The organism is Streptomyces sp. NPDC059564, assembly GCF_042735575.1.
GTDB lineage: Bacteria > Actinomycetota > Actinomycetes > Streptomycetales > Streptomycetaceae > Streptomyces.
On the sequence record NZ_JBHWBP010000156.1, the window covers coordinates 1 to 16,369 of the forward strand.

Sequence of the window (16,369 nt, forward strand, 5' to 3'; positions counted from 1 at the left end):
CGCCGCCCCCCGCGCGCCGCACATCATCCGCCTCGGCAGCCCCAGGCCCCGGCTGCGCCTCGTCAGCGTGGGCCTGACCCTGGTCATGCTCGCCTTCGTCGTCCGGCTCCTCCAGGTGCAGGCCGTCGACGCCTCCGCGTACTCCGCCAAGGCCACCGAGAACCGCTTCACCAGCTACACCCTGGCCGCCGAGCGCGGGGAGATCACCGACCGCAAGGGCGTGGCCCTGGCCACCAGCGTCGACGCGTACGACATCACCGCCGACCCCAAGATGTTCACCCCGCAGGAGAGCAAGGCCCCCGACGCCCCCGAGCAGGCCGCCGCCCTCCTCGCGCCGATCCTCGGCAAGGACGCCAAGGGGCTCACCGCCCGCCTGAAGACCAGGAACACCCGCTACGTGATCCTGGCCCGCCGCCAGACCCCCCAGGTCTGGAACCAGATCAAGGACCTCAAGAAGCTCTTCGCCGACAAGGCCGCCGCCGACAAGAAGAGCAACGGCCCCGGCGCCAACGTCATCGCCGGCGTCTTCAACGAGGTCAGCAGCAAGCGCGTGTACCCGAACGGCGACCTCGCCGCCGGGATACTGGGTTACGTCAACGCCGAAGGCAAGGGCGGCGGCGGCCTGGAGTCCTCCCTCGACAAGAAGCTCGCCGGCAAGGACGGGCAGCTCACCTACGCCCAGTCCGGCGGCCGCCGCGTCCCCACCGCGGGATCCAGCGAGAAGCCCGCCGTACCCGGCGACGACATCGAACTGACCATCGACCGCGACATCCAGTGGGCCGCGCAGTCCGCCATCGCCGAGCAGGTCGAGAAGTCCGGCGCCGACCGCGGCTACGTCATCGTCCAGGACACCCGCACCGGCGAGGTCCTCGCCATGGCCAACGCCCCCGGCTTCGACCCCAACGACCTGAGCCGCGCCAGCTCCGCCGCCATGGGCAACGCCGCGCTCCAGGACGTGTACGAGCCCGGCTCCACCGCCAAGGTGATGTCGATGGCCGCCGTGCTGGAGGAGAAGAAGGCCACCCCCGACACCCACGTCGAGGTCCCCAACCGGCTGCACCGCGGCGACCGGCTCTTCAAGGACGACATCGACCACCCGACCTGGTACCTGACCCTCAACGGGGTCCTCGCCAAGTCCTCCAACATCGGCACCATCCTGGCCACCGGCCAGCTCGGCGCCACCCAGCCCGAGGCCAACAAGGTCCTGTACTCCTACCTGGACAAGTTCGGCATCGGACGGCCCTCCGGCCTGAACTACCCCGGCGAATCGCGCGGCATCCTCGCCAAGCCGGAGGCCTGGTCCACCTCCCAGCAGTACACGATCCCCTTCGGCCAGGGCCTCTCCCTCAACGCCATGCAGGCGGCCTCCGTCTACTCCACCATCGCCAACGGCGGGGTCCGGATCACGCCCACCCTGGTACGCGGCACGAAGGGCCCCGACGGCCGCTTCACCCCCGCCCCGGCGCCCGAGCAGGCCCGCGTGATCAGCGCGGAGACGGCCAAGACCCTCGCGGGGATGCTCGAATCCGTGGTCGACGACCAGGAAGGCACCGGCACCAAGGCCCGCATCCCCGGCTACCGGGTCGGCGGCAAGACCGGCACCTCCAACCGGGTGGATCCGGCCACCGGCCGGTACAAGGGCTACACCGCCTCCTTCGCCGGCTTCGCCCCGGCCGACAACCCGCGGATCACCGTCTACTGCGCCATCCAGAACCCCACCAAGGGCAGCTACTTCGGCGGCCAGATCTGCGGCCCGATCTACAAGACCGTCATGGAGTTCGCGCTCAAGACCCTCCAGGTCGCGCCCACCGGGACGGCCCCCGCCGGACTCCCCGTGACCTTCGACCCCGGCCCGCAGCAGCCCGCCCCGAACCCCGCCCAGACCAGCCCGCAAACCGGTCCGCAGCCCGGGCAGTGAACCGGCCGCCCGGCCAGAAACGCGTGAGGCACCATCAGTGACAACGATCACCCCGAAACCCGGGAACCAGTCGGCCGCCGACGCCCAGGGCGGGCCCTCGCTTCGCGAGGCGCCCGCCGCGCCCGGTACGCTCACCGCCGTGTCCCACGCTGATCAGCCCAGAACCGCCCAGAAAGACGCCCCGGCAGCGCCGCCGGGAGCGCCCCGGCCCGTGTCCGCCCGCCCGACCCCCCTGGGCGCGCTGGCCACCCTGCTGGGACTCCCTGAGCCAAGCGCCGCACCGGTCACCGGCATCACGCACGACTCCCGTGCCGTGCGCCCCGGCGACCTGTACGCCGCCCTCCCCGGTGCCCGGCTGCACGGCGCGGACTTCGCCGCGCAGGCGGCCGCCCTCGGCGCCGCGGCCGTGCTGACGGACCCCGACGGCGCCGAACGGGCCGCCGCGACCGGACTCCCCGTCCTCACCGTCGCCGACCCGCGCGCCCGGATGGGCGAGCTCGCCGCCGAGATCTACGGCCGTCCCGGTGAAGCACTGCTCCAGCTGGGCATCACCGGAACCTCCGGCAAGACCACCACCGCCTACCTCGTCGAGGGCGGACTGCGCGCGGCCGGCCGCACCACCGGCCTGGTCGGCACCGTCGAGATGCGCATCGGCGACGAGCGCATCAAGTCCGAGCGCACCACCCCCGAGGCCACCGACCTCCAGGCCCTGTTCGCCGTCATGCGCGAACGCGGCGTCGAGGCCGTGGCCATGGAGGTCTCCAGCCACGCCCTGGTGCTGGGCCGGGTCGACGGCTGCGTCTTCGACGTGGCGGTCTTCAACAACCTGAGCCCGGAACACATGGAGTTCCACACCGGCATGGAGGACTACTTCCAGGCCAAGGCGCAGCTCTTCACCGAGCGCCGGGCCCGGATCGGCGTGGTCAACGTCGACGACGAGTACGGCCGCCGCCTCGCCAAGGAGGCGCCGATCCCGGTCGTCACCTTCTCCGCCGCGGGCGACCCGGCCGCCGACTGGCGCGCCGAGGACGTGGTCAGCGGCCACATGGACTCCACCCTGACCCTGGTCGGGCCCGAAGGACAGCGCGTACGGGCCACCGCCCCGCTGCCCGGCCCGTTCAACGTCGCCAACACCGTCGCCGCGATCGTCACGCTCGCCGCCGCCGGCATCGACCCGCAGACCGCCGCCGACGGCGTCGCCGGCGTCCCCGGCGTCCCCGGCCGCCTGGAGCGGGTCGACGCGGGCCAGCCGTACCTGGCCGTCGTCGACTACGCGCACAAGACGGACGCCGTCGAGTCGGTGCTGCGCGCGCTGCGCGAGGTCACCACCGGCAAGCTGCACATCGTCCTCGGCTGCGGCGGCGACCGCGACACCACCAAGCGCGCCCCGATGGGCGCCGCGGCGGCCCGGTACGCCGACACCGCCGTCCTGACCTCCGACAACCCCCGCTCCGAGGACCCCCTGGCGATCCTCGCCGCGATGTTCGAGGGCGCCGTGTCCGTGCCGCCCGCCGAGCGCGCCGCCGTCCTCGTCGACGCCGACCGGGCCGCGGCCATCGCCGCCGCCGTCGCGCGCGCCGGGGCCGGGGACACCGTCCTCGTCGCGGGCAAGGGCCACGAGCAGGGCCAGGACACCGCGGGCGTCGTACGCCCCTTCGACGACCGCGCCGTGCTCCGCGCGGCCATCGAGACCCAGCAGCGCAGCGCCCGACAGGCCGAGGTGAACCAGTGATCGCCCTTTCCCTCGCCGAGATCGCCGACATCACCGGCGGGCGGCCCCACGACATACCGGACCCCTCCGTGCGGATCGGCGGCCCCGTCGTCATCGACTCCCGTCAGGTGGAGCCCGGCAGCCTCTTCGCCGCCTTCGAGGGCGAGCACGTCGACGGCCACGACTACGCCGAGCGCGCGGTCGCGGCCGGTGCCGCGGCCGTCCTCGCCGCCCGCCCCGTCGGCGTTCCGGCGATCGTGGTCCCCGACGTGGAGAAGGCGCTCGGCGCCCTCGCCCGCAGCGTCGTCGAACGCCTCGGCACCGACGTGGTGGCGCTGACCGGTTCGGCCGGCAAGACGTCCACCAAGGACCTCATCGCCCAGGTGCTCCAGCACCACGCGCCCACCGTGTGGACCCCCGGTTCCCTCAACAACGAGATCGGCCTGCCGCTCACGGCCCTGAAGGCCACCGCGGAAACCCGGCACCTGGTCCTGGAGATGGGCGCCCGCGGCATCGGCCACATCGCCTACCTGACCGGCCTGACCCCGCCGCGCATCGGACTCGTCCTGAACGTCGGCACCGCCCACATCGGCGAGTTCGGCGGCCGCGAGGCCATCGCCCAGGCCAAGGGGGAGCTGGTCGAGGCCCTTCCCGCGCAGGCCGAGGGCGGGGTCGCCGTCCTCAACGCCGACGACCCCCTGGTCCGCGCGATGGCCACCCGCACGAAGGCCCGTACGGTCCTCTTCGGGGAGGCCGAGGACGCCGAGATCCGGGCCACCGAAGTGCGGATGACACCTGCGGGACAGCCCGCCTTCACACTCCACACCCCGACCGGGTGCAGCGATGTGACCTTGCGGCTGTACGGTGAGCACCACGTGTCGAACGCGCTCGCCGCGGCCGCCGTCGCCCATGTCCTGGGCATGTCCGTCGAAGAGATCGCCACGGCGCTCTCCGGGGCGGGCACGCTGTCCCGGTGGCGGATGGAGGTCACCGAGCGCGCGGACGGAGTGACGATCGTCAACGACGCCTACAACGCGAATCCCGAGTCCATGCGGGCCGCTCTGCGCGCACTCGCCGCGATGGGCGGCTCCGCGAGGGCCAACGGGGGACGTACGTGGGCGGTGCTCGGCCCCATGGCCGAACTCGGTGACGCGGCGCTCGCCGAGCACGACGCGGTGGGACGGCTTGCCGTCCGGCTCAACGTGAGCAAGCTCGTAGCAGTCGGGGGCAGGGAAGCGTCCTGGCTGCAACTGGGCGCATATAACGAGGGTTCGTGGGGTGAGGAGTCGGTGCTCGTGTCCGACGCGCAGGCGGCGGTCGACCTGTTGCGCAGTGAACTGCGCCCGGGGGACGTCGTGCTGGTGAAGGCTTCCAGGTCGATCGGCCTGGAACGGGTCGCGCAGGCGCTGCTCGACAGCGAGGGCGAGGTCGCCGGCCGATGAGGCAGATCCTGTTCGCGGGTGTCATCGGTATGTTCCTCACCGTCATCGGCACCCCACTCCTGATCAAGCTGCTGGCCCGCAAGGGCTACGGCCAGTTCATCCGTGACGACGGCCCGCGCGGTCACGCGGGGAAGAAGGGCACGCCCACCATGGGCGGCATCTCCTTCATCCTGGCGACGATCATCGCGTACGCCGCGACGAAGGCCATCACGGGCGAATCGCCGAGCATGTCCGGCCTGCTCGTCCTGTTCCTGATGGCGGGCATGGGCGTGGTCGGCTACCTCGACGACTACATCAAGATCGTCAAGCGGCGTTCGCTCGGTCTGCGGGCCAAGGCCAAGATGGCCGGCCAGCTGATCGTCGGCATCGCCTTCGCGGTGCTCGCGCTGCAGTTCTCGGACTCGCGCGGACTCACCCCGGCCTCCACGAAGCTGTCGTTCGTCACGGACTTCGGCTGGGCGATCGGCCCCGTGCTGTTCGTGGTCTGGGCGCTGTTCATGATCCTGGCCATGTCCAACGGCGTGAACCTGACGGACGGTCTGGACGGCCTGGCCACCGGCGCCGCCGTGATGGTCTTCGGCGCCTACACCTTCATCGGCGTCTGGCAGTTCCAGGAGTCCTGCGTCAACGCGCAGACCCTGACCAACCCGAACGCCTGTTTCGAGGTGCGCGACCCGCTGGACCTCGCGGTCGTCGCCTCCGCCCTGATGGGAGCCTGCTTCGGCTTCCTGTGGTGGAACACCTCGCCCGCCAAGATCTTCATGGGTGACACCGGTTCGCTCGCGCTCGGCGGCGCGCTCGCGGGCCTCGCCATCTGCTCCCGCACGGAGTTCCTGATGGCCCTGCTCGGCGGCCTCTTCGTGCTCATCACGATGTCGGTCGTCATCCAGGTCGGCTCCTTCAAGCTGACCGGCAAGCGCGTCTTCCGGATGGCCCCCCTCCAGCACCACTTCGAACTCAAGGGGTGGTCCGAAGTCCTTGTCGTGGTCCGCTTCTGGATCATCCAGGGCATGTGCGTGATCGTCGGTCTCGGTCTCTTCTACGCGGGATGGGCAGCAGACAAGTGACCTCCTGGCAGGACAGGAACATCACCGTCGCCGGCCTCGGCGTGAGCGGCATCAGTGCCGCCCGCGCCCTGGCCGGCCTCGGCGCGCGGGTGACCGTCGTCGACAACGGGGACGGCGACGCGCTGCGGGCGCGGGCCGCCGAACTGGCCGAGCGGGGCATCACGGTCCGCCTCGGCCTGCTGGACGGCGGTGAGCGGGCGGGCGACGTCCTGCCCGAGGGCACCGACCTCGTGGTCACCTCGCCCGGCTGGAAGCCCGACAGCCCCCTGTTCGAAGCCGCCGCCAAGGCCGGCGTCGACGTCGTGGGCGACGTCGAGATCGCCTGGCTGCTGCGCGGCGAGAACGCCGCGCCCTGGCTCGCCATCACCGGCACCAACGGCAAGACCACCACCACCCAGATGCTCGCGTCGATCCTGCGGGCGGCCGGTCTCAGGACCGCGGCCGTCGGCAACATCGGCACCCCGATCATCGACGTGGTGACCGGCGAGGAGACCTACGACGTCCTCGCCGTCGAGCTCTCCAGCTACCAGCTGCACTGGGCGCCCTCGGTACGCGCCCACTCCGCGGCCGTCCTCAACCTGGCCCCGGACCACCTCGACTGGCACGGCACGATGGACGCCTACGCCGCCGACAAGGGCCGCATCTACGAGGGCAACACGGTCGCCTGCGTCTACAACGCCGCCGACCCCGCCACCGAGGCCCTGGTCGTCGAGGCGGACGTCGAGGAGGGCTGCCGGGCCATCGGCTTCACCCTCGGCGCCCCCGGCCCCTCCATGCTCGGCGTGGTCGACGGGATCCTCGTGGACCGCGCCTTCGTCGAGAACCGGCAGAAGAACGCCCAGGAGCTCGCCGAGGTCAAGGACGTCAACCCGCCGGCCCCGCACAACATCGCCAACGCCCTCGCCGCGGCCGCCCTGGCCCGCGCCTTCGGCGTCGAGCCGCGCGCCGTCCGCGACGGCCTGCGCGACTTCCGCCCCGACGCGCACCGCGTCGCGTACGTGGACGAGGTCGGCGGGGTCACGTACATCGACGACTCCAAGGCCACCAACACGCACGCCGCGGAGGCCTCCCTCGCCGCCTTCGAACCGGTCGTCTGGATCGCCGGGGGCCTCGCCAAGGGCGCGACCTTCGACGAACTCGTCCGCAAGTCCGCCGACCGGCTCCGCGCCGTGGTGCTGATCGGCGCCGACCGGGCGCTGATCGCCGAGGCGCTGGCGCGACACGCCCCCGAGGTCCCGGTCGTCGACCTCGAACGGACCGACACTGGGGCGATGCTCGCAGCGGTCCGGGAGGCGGCCCGGCTCGCGGAGCCCGGCGACACGGTCCTGCTGGCGCCCGCGTGTGCCTCGATGGACATGTTCGCGAACTACAACAAGCGTGGGGACGCGTTCGCCGACGCCGTGCGCGAACTGGCCGCCGAGAGCGCCTAGGTCGATCCGGGGCAGGACTCCTGCCCGACCCGGCTGCTCGCCTCGTACGAGTGGAGGGGAAGATCACAGATGCCGGCCAAGCAAATGCTGCCGGGGCGGCGGCCGTCCGCCGTGAAGGCGCAGGGCCGCAAACGCCCCGCCGCCTCCGCGGGGCGGCCCGCCCGGCGCGGGCCGCTGGAGCGGCTGCGGCGTACGCAGCGGCAGTTGAGCAAGGCCTGGGACCGGCCGCTCACCGCGTATTACCTGATTTTCGGCAGCTCGCTGCTCCTCACCGGGCTCGGCCTGGTGATGGTCTACTCGGCGTCCATGATCAAGGCCCTCCAGCTCGGCCTGGGGGACGCGTACTTCTTCAAGAAGCAGTTCCTGGCCGCCCTGATCGGCGCCGTCCTGCTCTTCGCCGCCTCCCGGATGCCGGTCAAACTGCACCGGGCCCTGTCCTATCCGGTGCTCGCCGGCACCCTGTTCCTGATGGTCCTGGTCCAGGTCCCCGGGATAGGGGTCTCGATCAACGGCAACCAGAATTGGATCTCCCTTGGCGGTCCGTTCATGCTCCAGCCCAGTGAGTTCGGCAAACTGGCCCTGATCCTGTGGGGCGCCGACCTGCTGGCCCGCAAGGGCGACAAGGGGCTGCTGAGCCAGTGGAAGCACCTGTTGGTGCCGCTGGTGCCGGTGGCCTTCCTGCTGCTCGGGCTGATCATGCTCGGCGGGGACATGGGCACCGCGATGATCCTCGGCGCCGTCCTGTTCGGGCTGCTCTGGCTCGCCGGGGCGCCGACGCGGCTGTTCGCGGGCGTGCTGATGTTCGCGGGTGTGATCGTCGCACTGCTGATCAAGACCAGCCCGCACCGCATGGACCGGCTCGCGTGCCTGGGGGCGACAGACCCGGGCAAGAACGACCTTTGCTGGCAGGCCGTCCACGGAATCTATGCTCTCGCATCCGGGGGATGGTTCGGTTCCGGTCTGGGTGCGAGTGTGGAAAAATGGGGGCAACTCCCCGAAGCCCACACCGACTTCATCTTTGCCATCACCGGTGAGGAACTGGGACTGGCGGGGACGCTGTCGGTACTCGCCCTGTTCGCGGCTCTAGGCTATGCGGGTATCCGCGTGGCCGGACGCACGGAGGACTCCTTCGTACGGTATGCCGCGGGAGGCGTGACCACCTGGATCACGGCGCAGGCCGTGATCAACATCGGTGCGGTGCTCGGTCTGCTGCCGATCGCCGGGGTCCCCCTCCCGCTGTTCTCCTACGGAGGGTCGGCCCTGCTGCCGACCATGTTCGCGGTCGGACTGCTCATCGCCTTCGCGCGTGAGGAGCCGGCGGCGCGAGCGGCGCTCGCGATGCGTCAGCCGAAGGCCGGCTGGAAGCGGAGCGGGCCGATATGGAAGTCGATGAGACGGCGCGTCAAGAGGCGTCCGTCCGGAGAGCGGTGAATTTCGGTGCATGTCGTACTCGCCGGTGGGGGGACCGCCGGCCACATCGAGCCGGCGCTCGCCCTCGCGGACGCCCTGCGCAGGCAGGACCCGACCGTGGGCATCACCGCCCTCGGTACCGAACGCGGACTGGAAACACGGCTGGTCCCGGAGCGCGGTTACGAGCTGGGTCTGATCCCCGCCGTACCGCTGCCCCGCAAGCCCACGCCCGAGCTGATCACCGTCCCCGGACGGCTGCGCGGCACGATCAAGGCCGCCGAGGAGATCCTCACGCGGACCAAGGCCGACTGCGTCGTCGGCTTCGGCGGCTACGTGGCGCTGCCCGGCTACCTCGCCGCCAAGCGGCTCGGGGTGCCGATCATCGTCCACGAGGCCAACGCCCGGCCCGGACTGGCCAACAAGATCGGCTCCCGGTACGCGCACGCCGTCGCGGTGTCCACCCCGGACAGCAAGCTGCGCGGAGCCCGCTACGTGGGCATCCCGCTGCGCCGGTCGATCTCCACCCTGGACCGGGCCGCCGTACGCCCCGAGGCCCGCGCCGCCTTCGGCCTGGACCCCAACCTGCCGACCCTGCTGGTCTCCGGCGGCTCCCAGGGCGCCCGCCGCCTCAACGAGGTCATCCAGCAGGTCGCTCCGGTCCTCCAGCGCTCCGGGATCCAGATCCTGCACGCCGTCGGCCCGAAGAACGAACTGCCGCGTGTCGACAACATGCCCGGGATGCCGCCGTACGTCCCGGTACCGTACGTGGACCGGATGGACCTCGCGTACGCCGCCGCCGACATGATGCTGTGCCGGGCGGGCGCGATGACCGTCGCCGAACTCTCCGCCGTCGGGCTGCCGGCCGCGTACGTCCCGCTGCCGATCGGCAACGGCGAACAGCGGCTCAACGCCCAGCCGGTGGTCAAGGCCGGCGGCGGCCTGCTCGTCGACGACGCGGAGCTGACGCCCGAGTGGGTGCTCGGCCAGGTCCTGCCGGTGCTGTCCGATCCGCACCGCCTGTACGAGATGTCCCGCGCGGCCGCCGAGTTCGGCCGCCGGGACGCCGACGAACTGCTCGTCGGCCTGGTCTACGAGGCGATCGCGGCCGCACGCGGGAACCGCTAGACCCAGGAGGCACAGGAGTGGCCGGAGCGACGACGGAACGGCGCGGAACTTCGGACCGTCCGGGCCGGGGCGGCAGGGCCCCGGGCCCGGCCAAACCGCCCCGGCCGCCCAAGTCGTCGAAGAGGACCGGCCCGCGGGGACCCGGCGGCGGAAGGCCGCGCCGGGTCCTCCTCCTGGCCTCCCTCGCCGCCGCGGTGCTCCTCGCCGCGGGCGGCACCTGGGCGCTCTACGGCTCCTCCTGGCTCCGCGTCGAGAAGGTCACGGCCTCCGGCACCGAGGTGCTCACCCCCGAGCAGGTCCTCACCGCCGCGGCCGTGCCCATCGGCGCACCCCTCGTCGGCGTCGACACCGACGAGATCGCGAGCCGGCTGCGCGCCCGGCTGCCCCGCATCGATTCGGTCGACGTGGTGCGCTCCTGGCCGCACGCAATCGGGCTGAAAGTGACGGAACGCAAACCCGTCCTGCTCATCAAGAAGGACGCGGAGTTCGTCGAAGTGGACGCGTCGGGTGTGCGATTCGACACGGTCCGACAAGCGCCCGCGCGAGTTCCCGTCCTCGAATTGGCCGCGGACCACTCGCCGAGCGCCCGGCGTTTCGACGAGCAGCGGCTGCTGCGCGAGGCGGTGGGCATCGCGGGAAGCCTTCCCGAGGCGGTCGCCAAGGAGACCTTGCAGGTCAAGGTCCGGTCGTACGATTCGGTCCTGCTGGAGCTGACGAAGGGCCGGACGGTCGTGTGGGGGAGCGGTGAACTGGGCGAGGCGAAGGGGCGCGCGCTGACCGCTCTGCTCAAAGCCGCGCCCAAGGCCGACCACTTCGACGTGAGCGTCCCCACCGCCCCTGCGGTGTCCGGGAGTTGACGTCGGGTCGAACAGCGACGCACCCTGGTTGGCCACCGATACGGGTGATCACATAGGGTGAAAAGAAAAACGGGAGGTTCGGCGTGTTCGTTGAACCCGCGCTACTTGTCGACTTAGTGTCCTGTTCGGAAGAGTCCGAGGAACAGACACACCCCTCACCCTAAACTTCAGGGTGAGGGTTCGGGTCGGCGCGTACGGACCGTCCCAATTTCGGCATCAGTCGTCGCACCGCAGGCCCGCGAGGCGGCGACACGTAACTCGAGGCGAGAGGCCTTCGACGTGGCAGCACCGCAGAACTACCTCGCAGTCATCAAGGTCATCGGTGTCGGCGGCGGTGGTGTCAATGCCATCAACCGAATGATCGAGGTCGGTCTCAAGGGCGTCGAGTTCATCGCCATCAACACGGACGCCCAGGCGCTGTTGATGAGCGACGCCGACGTCAAGCTCGACGTCGGCCGCGAACTCACCCGGGGCCTCGGCGCCGGAGCCAACCCGGCCGTCGGCCGCAAGGCGGCAGAGGACCACCGCGAGGAGATCGAGGAGGTCCTCAAGGGGGCCGACATGGTCTTCGTCACCGCCGGTGAGGGCGGCGGCACCGGCACCGGCGGCGCACCCGTCGTCGCCAACATCGCGCGCTCGCTGGGCGCCCTGACGATCGGTGTGGTCACCCGGCCGTTCACCTTCGAGGGCCGGCGCCGCGCGAACCAGGCGGAGGACGGCATCGCCGAGCTCCGCGAAGAGGTCGACACCCTCATCGTCATCCCCAACGACCGCCTGCTGTCCATCTCGGACCGCCAGGTCAGCGTCCTGGACGCCTTCAAGTCGGCCGACCAGGTCCTGCTGTCGGGTGTCCAGGGCATCACCGATCTCATCACCACCCCGGGTCTGATCAACCTGGACTTCGCGGACGTCAAGTCCGTGATGTCCGAGGCCGGCTCGGCCCTGATGGGCATCGGCTCGGCCCGCGGCGACGACCGCGCGGTGGCCGCCGCCGAGATGGCGATCTCCTCGCCGCTGCTGGAGGCCTCCATCGACGGGGCCCGGGGCGTCCTGCTCTCCATCTCCGGCGGCTCGGACCTCGGCCTGTTCGAGATCAACGAGGCCGCGCAGCTGGTCAGCGAGGCCGCGCACCCCGAGGCGAACATCATCTTCGGTGCCGTCATCGACGACGCGCTCGGCGACGAGGTACGGGTCACCGTGATCGCGGCCGGCTTCGACGGCGGACAGCCCCCGGCCCGCCGGGACAACGTCATCGGTGCCGCGTCCACCAAGCGCGAGGAGCCGGCCCCGGCGCCGGTCCGCGCCCCGGAGCCGGTCCGCCCGGCCTTCGGCGGACTCGGCTCGGTCACCCCGCGCGAGGAGCCCCCGGCTCCGGTGGAGATCCCGGTCGAGCAGGCTCCCGCGCCGCAGGTTCCGACGGCCCGTCCGTACCAGGACAGCCCGGCCGAAGAGCTGGATGTTCCGGACTTCTTGAAGTGACACTGGGGCAGCACATCGAGAGCGGCGCCCACTTCGCCTTCACCGACCGGTGGGGCGGGGTGAGCGCCGTTCCGTACGAGGAGCTCAATCTCGGCGGCGCGGTCGGAGACGACCCGGCCGCCGTTCGCGCGAACCGGGCCGCCGCGGCCAAGGAGCTGGGCATCGGCCCGGACCTGGTCGTCTGGATGAACCAGGTGCACGGGCGGGACGTGGCCGTGGTGGACGGGCCCTGGCCCGCCGATGCCGCGGTCCCGGCGGTGGACGCGGTGGTGACCGCCCGTCGGGGGCTCGCCCTCGCCGTGCTCACCGCCGACTGCACCCCCGTACTGCTGGCCGATCCCGTCGCCGGGATCGTCGGGGCCGCCCACGCCGGGCGGCCCGGGCTGGTCGCCGGGGTGGTGCCGGCCGCCGTCGAGGCGATGACGGCCCTGGGCGCGGACCCCGCGCGCATGGTCGCCCGTACCGGACCGGCCGTCTGCGGACACTGCTACGAGGTGCCCGCCGGGATGCGGGAGGCGGTCGCCGAGGTGGTGCCGGCCGCGTGGGCCGAGACCAGCTGGGGGACACCGGCCGTCGACGTGGTCGCCGGGGTGCACGCGCAGCTGGCCGAGGCGGGGGTGGTGAACGCGCACCGTTCGCCGGTCTGCACACTGGAGTCGCGGGACCACTTCTCGTACCGCCGCGACCGGGTGACCGGGCGGCTCGCCGGATATGTGTGGTTGGAACGGAAAGATGACAGACCGTAAGTCGGAACTCGCGGAGAACCTCGCGCGGGTGGAGGAACGCATCGCGTCCGCCTGCGCGGCGGCGGGCCGGAAGCGGGAGGAGGTGACCCTCATCGTGGTCACCAAGACCTACCCGGCGAGCGACGTACGACTGCTGGCGGACCTGGGTGTCCGTCATGTTGCGGAAAACCGTGACCAGGACGCCGCCCCCAAGGCCGAGGCCTGCGCGGATCTGCCGCTGAGCTGGCACTTCGTAGGCCAGTTGCAGACGAACAAAGTCCGTTCGGTGGCCGGTTACGCGCATGTCGTGCAGTCGGTCGACCGGCCGAAGCTCGTCACGGCGCTGTCGGCGGCCGCGGAGGCGCAGGGGCGGGAACTCGGCTGTCTGGTGCAGATCGCGCTCGACGCCGAATCGGGGGAGCGCGGGGCCCGCGGCGGCGCCGCCCCCGACCTGCTGCCGGAGTTGGCGGACCTCGTGGCCGCCGCCCCGGGACTGCGGATCGACGGCCTCATGACGGTGGCTCCGCTGGCCGGCCCCTACGCGGGCCGCGAACGGGCCGCCTTCGAGCGGCTGGTGGAATTGTCATCCGGCCTGCGCGCGGACCATCCGGCTGCCACGATGGTGTCGGCCGGAATGAGCGCCGACCTGGAACAGGCCGTACTGGCGGGTGCGACACATGTACGCGTCGGCACTGCGGTACTCGGCGCGAGACCCCGGCTCGGGTAACGTCGCGAAGAAAGTCGGACCACAGCAGAAAATATGGTCATTTCCGCAGATGAGCGGACAGACCACGTGGATCGCGGGCAGTTGGTGACTTTGGTGACACAGCGACTTTGCTGACGGACACAGCGACACCTGCGACAGGGCGATCCACCACAGAGCGGAGGACTCGGAGAATGGCCGGCGCGATGCGCAAGATGGCGGTCTACCTCGGCCTCGTGGAGGACGACCGGTACGACAACCCGGGGTACGACCCCGATGACGAGTTCGAGCCCGAGCCGGAGCCGGAGCGCGCGCGGGACCGGGATCGCCGACAGCAGCCCGTGCACCAATCGCCTGTAACGGACGAACCGGTACGAGTGGTACAGCCTCCGGCGCCGCGGGAGCCCCTCCCAATTCCGTCAGAAAACGGACGTCCCGCGCGAATTGCCCCCGTGGCATCCATCACACCTGACCGCACCAACCTGGAGAAGAACGCCCCCGTGATCATGCCCAAGGTCGTCTCCGAGCGGGAGCCGTACCGCATCACGACGCTGCACCCCCGGACCTACAACGAGGCCCGTACCATCGGGGAACACTTCCGTGAGGGCACTCCGGTGATCATGAATCTCACGGAGATGGACGACACGGACGCGAAGCGTCTGGTCGACTTCGCCGCCGGCCTCGTCTTCGGTCTGCACGGCAGTATTGAACGCGTGACACAGAAGGTGTTCCTGCTGTCGCCTGCTAACGTCGATGTCACGGCGGAGGACAAGGCCCGCATCGCGGAGGGCGGGTTCTTCAACCAAAGCTAGACCGATCCGTCAGATACGGGACCGGGAACAGAGCGAGAACGGGGAGAGGGAAGCGCGGGATGGGCGTCGCACTGCAAGTGGTCTACATCGCGCTGATGTGCTTCCTCATCGTGCTGATCTTCCGACTGGTCATGGACTACGTGTTCCAGTTCGCACGTTCATGGACACCCGGCAAGGCGATGGTGGTCGTTCTGGAGGCCACCTACACTGTCACCGATCCACCGCTCAAGCTTCTCCGGCGATTCATCCCGCCGTTGCGTCTCGGGGGCGTGGCACTCGACCTGTCCTTCTTCGTTCTGATGATCATCGTTTACATCCTCATCAGTTTCGTGAGCACCGCTGCGAGAAGCGTGTGAACGATGTGCTTCCCCGCGGGCGCGGGGACAGTCCCGATACGGTCTTGCCGACTGCCGACGACTACGTAGAGGTGAAGAAGACATGCCGCTGACCCCCGAGGACGTGCGGAACAAGCAGTTCACGACCGTCCGCCTCCGAGAAGGCTATGACGAGGACGAGGTCGATGCCTTCCTCGACGAGGTCGAGTCCGAACTGACGCGCCTGCTGCGCGAGAACGAGGACCTGCGCGCCAAGCTGGCCGCCGCGACGCGTGCCGCCGCGCAGAACCAGCAGCAGCAGGGCATGCGCAAGCCGGAGCCCCAGGACCAGCGTGGCCCGGGCGCCCCCGTGCCCGCGGCCATATCCGGCCCGCCGCAGCAGCAGCAGCCGCAGATGGGCCCCCCGCAGCTTCCCGGCGGCCAGCCGCAGCTGCCGCCCGGCCCCGGTGGACACGGACCGCAGGGTCCGGGCCCGATGGGCGGCCCCATGCAGCAGCAGTCCATGGGTGGCCAGCACCCCATGGCTCAGCAGCAGCAGCAGATGGGCCAGCCGCCCATGCAGCAGCAGTCCATGGGCGGACAGAACCCGCTCGGACAGCCGATGGGCCAGCAGATGCAGCCGATGGGGCAGCAGATGCAGCCCATGGGCCAGCAGATGCAGCCGATGGGCCAGCAGATGCAGCAGCAGCCGCAGCTCCCGCAGCAGGGCCCCGGTGGCGACAGCGCCGCCCGCGTCCTGTCGCTCGCGCAGCAGACCGCCGACCAGGCGATCGCGGAGGCCCGCTCCGAAGCCAACAAGATCGTCGGCGAGGCGCGCAGCCGCGCCGAGGGCCTGGAGCGGGACGCCCGTGCCAAGGCCGACGCGCTGGAGCGGGACGCGCAGGAGAAGCACCGCGTCGCGATGGGCTCCCTGGAGTCCGCCCGCGCCACGCTGGAGCGCAAGGTCGAGGACCTGCGGGGCTTCGAGCGCGAGTACCGCACGCGTCTGAAGTCCTACCTGGAGTCGCAGCTGCGCCAGCTGGAGACCCAGGCCGACGACTCCCTCGCCCCGCCGCGGAACCCGGCCGGTCCGGCGCTGCCGCCGGCGCCGTCCCCGTCGATGGCTCCGGCCGGTGCGATGGGGCACTCCATGGGTGGTCCGTCGCCCATGGGCGGGCCCTCCCCGATGGGTGCCGGGCCGTCCTACGGCGGTCAGCAGCAGATGTCCCCGGCGATGACGCAGCCGATGGCTCCGGTGCGGCCGGCTGCGCCGCAGCCGATGCAGCAGGCGCCGTCTCCCATGCGGGGCTTCCTGATCGACGAGGACGACAACTAGGCGCCGCCGCCGCGTAGGCAGTCGCTTCACGGGCCGGGCC

14 protein-coding genes are annotated in these 16,369 nt (G+C 71.1%); all 14 read left to right on the plus strand.

Going from position 1 to position 16,369, the window contains the following annotated elements; all coding sequences use genetic code 11:
- A partial coding sequence (locus ACFV0Q_RS24165) for a peptidoglycan D,D-transpeptidase FtsI family protein (protein WP_385008426.1) occupies positions 1-1,918 on the plus strand: 1,918 nt, incomplete at its 5' end.
- A 37-nt stretch (positions 1,919-1,955) separates the two neighbouring features.
- Positions 1,956-3,650: a UDP-N-acetylmuramoyl-L-alanyl-D-glutamate--2,6-diaminopimelate ligase gene (locus ACFV0Q_RS24170; protein ID WP_385008428.1), complete on the plus strand. Its 1,695-nt coding sequence runs from the start codon at positions 1,956-1,958 to the stop codon at positions 3,648-3,650.
- Complete coding sequence (gene murF, locus ACFV0Q_RS24175) at positions 3,647-5,071, plus strand: UDP-N-acetylmuramoyl-tripeptide--D-alanyl-D-alanine ligase (protein ID WP_385008430.1); 1,425 nt, start codon at positions 3,647-3,649, stop codon at positions 5,069-5,071. The genes ACFV0Q_RS24170 and murF overlap by 4 nt, the downstream gene beginning before the upstream one ends.
- The gene (gene mraY, locus ACFV0Q_RS24180; protein ID WP_385008432.1) at positions 5,068-6,138 is read left to right on the plus strand and encodes a phospho-N-acetylmuramoyl-pentapeptide-transferase; all 1,071 of its coding nucleotides are present in this window, start codon (positions 5,068-5,070) and stop codon (positions 6,136-6,138) included. Before murF ends, mraY begins: the two co-directional genes overlap by 4 nt.
- Complete coding sequence (gene murD, locus ACFV0Q_RS24185; RefSeq protein ID WP_385008433.1) at positions 6,120-7,568, plus strand: UDP-N-acetylmuramoyl-L-alanine--D-glutamate ligase; 1,449 nt, start codon at positions 6,120-6,122, stop codon at positions 7,566-7,568. Before mraY ends, murD begins: the two co-directional genes overlap by 19 nt.
- Before the next feature lie 69 nt (positions 7,569-7,637).
- The gene (gene ftsW, locus ACFV0Q_RS24190) at positions 7,638-8,999 is read left to right on the plus strand and encodes a putative lipid II flippase FtsW (RefSeq protein WP_385008434.1); all 1,362 of its coding nucleotides are present in this window, start codon (positions 7,638-7,640) and stop codon (positions 8,997-8,999) included.
- Positions 9,000-9,005: 6 nt separating this feature from the next.
- Positions 9,006-10,103: an undecaprenyldiphospho-muramoylpentapeptide beta-N-acetylglucosaminyltransferase gene (gene murG, locus ACFV0Q_RS24195; RefSeq protein WP_385008436.1), complete on the plus strand. Its 1,098-nt coding sequence runs from the start codon at positions 9,006-9,008 to the stop codon at positions 10,101-10,103.
- 17 nt (positions 10,104-10,120) lie between these two features.
- Positions 10,121-10,960 carry a cell division protein FtsQ/DivIB gene (locus tag ACFV0Q_RS24200; RefSeq protein ID WP_385008438.1) on the plus strand — a complete coding sequence of 280 codons (840 nt, stop codon included), beginning with the start codon at positions 10,121-10,123 and terminating at the stop codon, positions 10,958-10,960.
- Positions 10,961-11,239: 279 nt separating this feature from the next.
- The gene (gene ftsZ, locus ACFV0Q_RS24205; protein WP_385008439.1) at positions 11,240-12,439 is read left to right on the plus strand and encodes a cell division protein FtsZ; all 1,200 of its coding nucleotides are present in this window, start codon (positions 11,240-11,242) and stop codon (positions 12,437-12,439) included.
- On the plus strand, positions 12,436-13,185 hold the full coding sequence (gene pgeF, locus ACFV0Q_RS24210) for a peptidoglycan editing factor PgeF (RefSeq protein WP_385008441.1): 750 nt from the start codon (positions 12,436-12,438) through the stop codon (positions 13,183-13,185). Before ftsZ ends, pgeF begins: the two co-directional genes overlap by 4 nt.
- Positions 13,172-13,891: a YggS family pyridoxal phosphate-dependent enzyme gene (locus tag ACFV0Q_RS24215; protein WP_385008443.1), complete on the plus strand. Its 720-nt coding sequence runs from the start codon at positions 13,172-13,174 to the stop codon at positions 13,889-13,891. The genes pgeF and ACFV0Q_RS24215 overlap by 14 nt, the downstream gene beginning before the upstream one ends.
- A gap of 170 nt (positions 13,892-14,061) precedes the next feature.
- Positions 14,062-14,679 (plus strand): cell division protein SepF, encoded by a 618-nt coding sequence (locus tag ACFV0Q_RS24220; RefSeq protein ID WP_385008445.1) that lies wholly within the window; start codon positions 14,062-14,064, stop codon positions 14,677-14,679.
- 59 nt (positions 14,680-14,738) lie between these two features.
- Positions 14,739-15,035, plus strand: coding sequence for a YggT family protein (locus ACFV0Q_RS24225; protein ID WP_030155988.1), 297 nt, complete (start codon positions 14,739-14,741; stop codon positions 15,033-15,035).
- 82 nt (positions 15,036-15,117) lie between these two features.
- A complete protein-coding gene (locus tag ACFV0Q_RS24230; RefSeq protein WP_385008447.1) occupies positions 15,118-16,329 on the plus strand; it encodes a DivIVA domain-containing protein in 1,212 nt (403 codons plus the stop codon).
- The last annotated feature ends 40 nt before the right edge of the window (positions 16,330-16,369 follow it).

What these genes read in the sequence shown, in the direction of transcription:
- mraY (WP_385008432.1), top strand. Translation starts at nt 5,068, where the DNA reads ATGAGGCAGATCCTGTTCGCGGGTGTCATCGGTATGTTCCTCACCGTC.
- murD (WP_385008433.1), top strand. Translation starts at nt 6,120, where the DNA reads ATGGGCAGCAGACAAGTGACCTCCTGGCAGGACAGGAACATCACCGTC.
- ftsW (WP_385008434.1), top strand. Translation starts at nt 7,638, where the DNA reads ATGCCGGCCAAGCAAATGCTGCCGGGGCGGCGGCCGTCCGCCGTGAAG.
- ACFV0Q_RS24215 (WP_385008443.1), top strand. Translation starts at nt 13,172, where the DNA reads ATGACAGACCGTAAGTCGGAACTCGCGGAGAACCTCGCGCGGGTGGAG.
- ACFV0Q_RS24220 (WP_385008445.1), top strand. Translation starts at nt 14,062, where the DNA reads ATGGCCGGCGCGATGCGCAAGATGGCGGTCTACCTCGGCCTCGTGGAG.
- ACFV0Q_RS24225 (WP_030155988.1), top strand. Translation starts at nt 14,739, where the DNA reads ATGGGCGTCGCACTGCAAGTGGTCTACATCGCGCTGATGTGCTTCCTC.
- ACFV0Q_RS24230 (WP_385008447.1), top strand. Translation starts at nt 15,118, where the DNA reads ATGCCGCTGACCCCCGAGGACGTGCGGAACAAGCAGTTCACGACCGTC.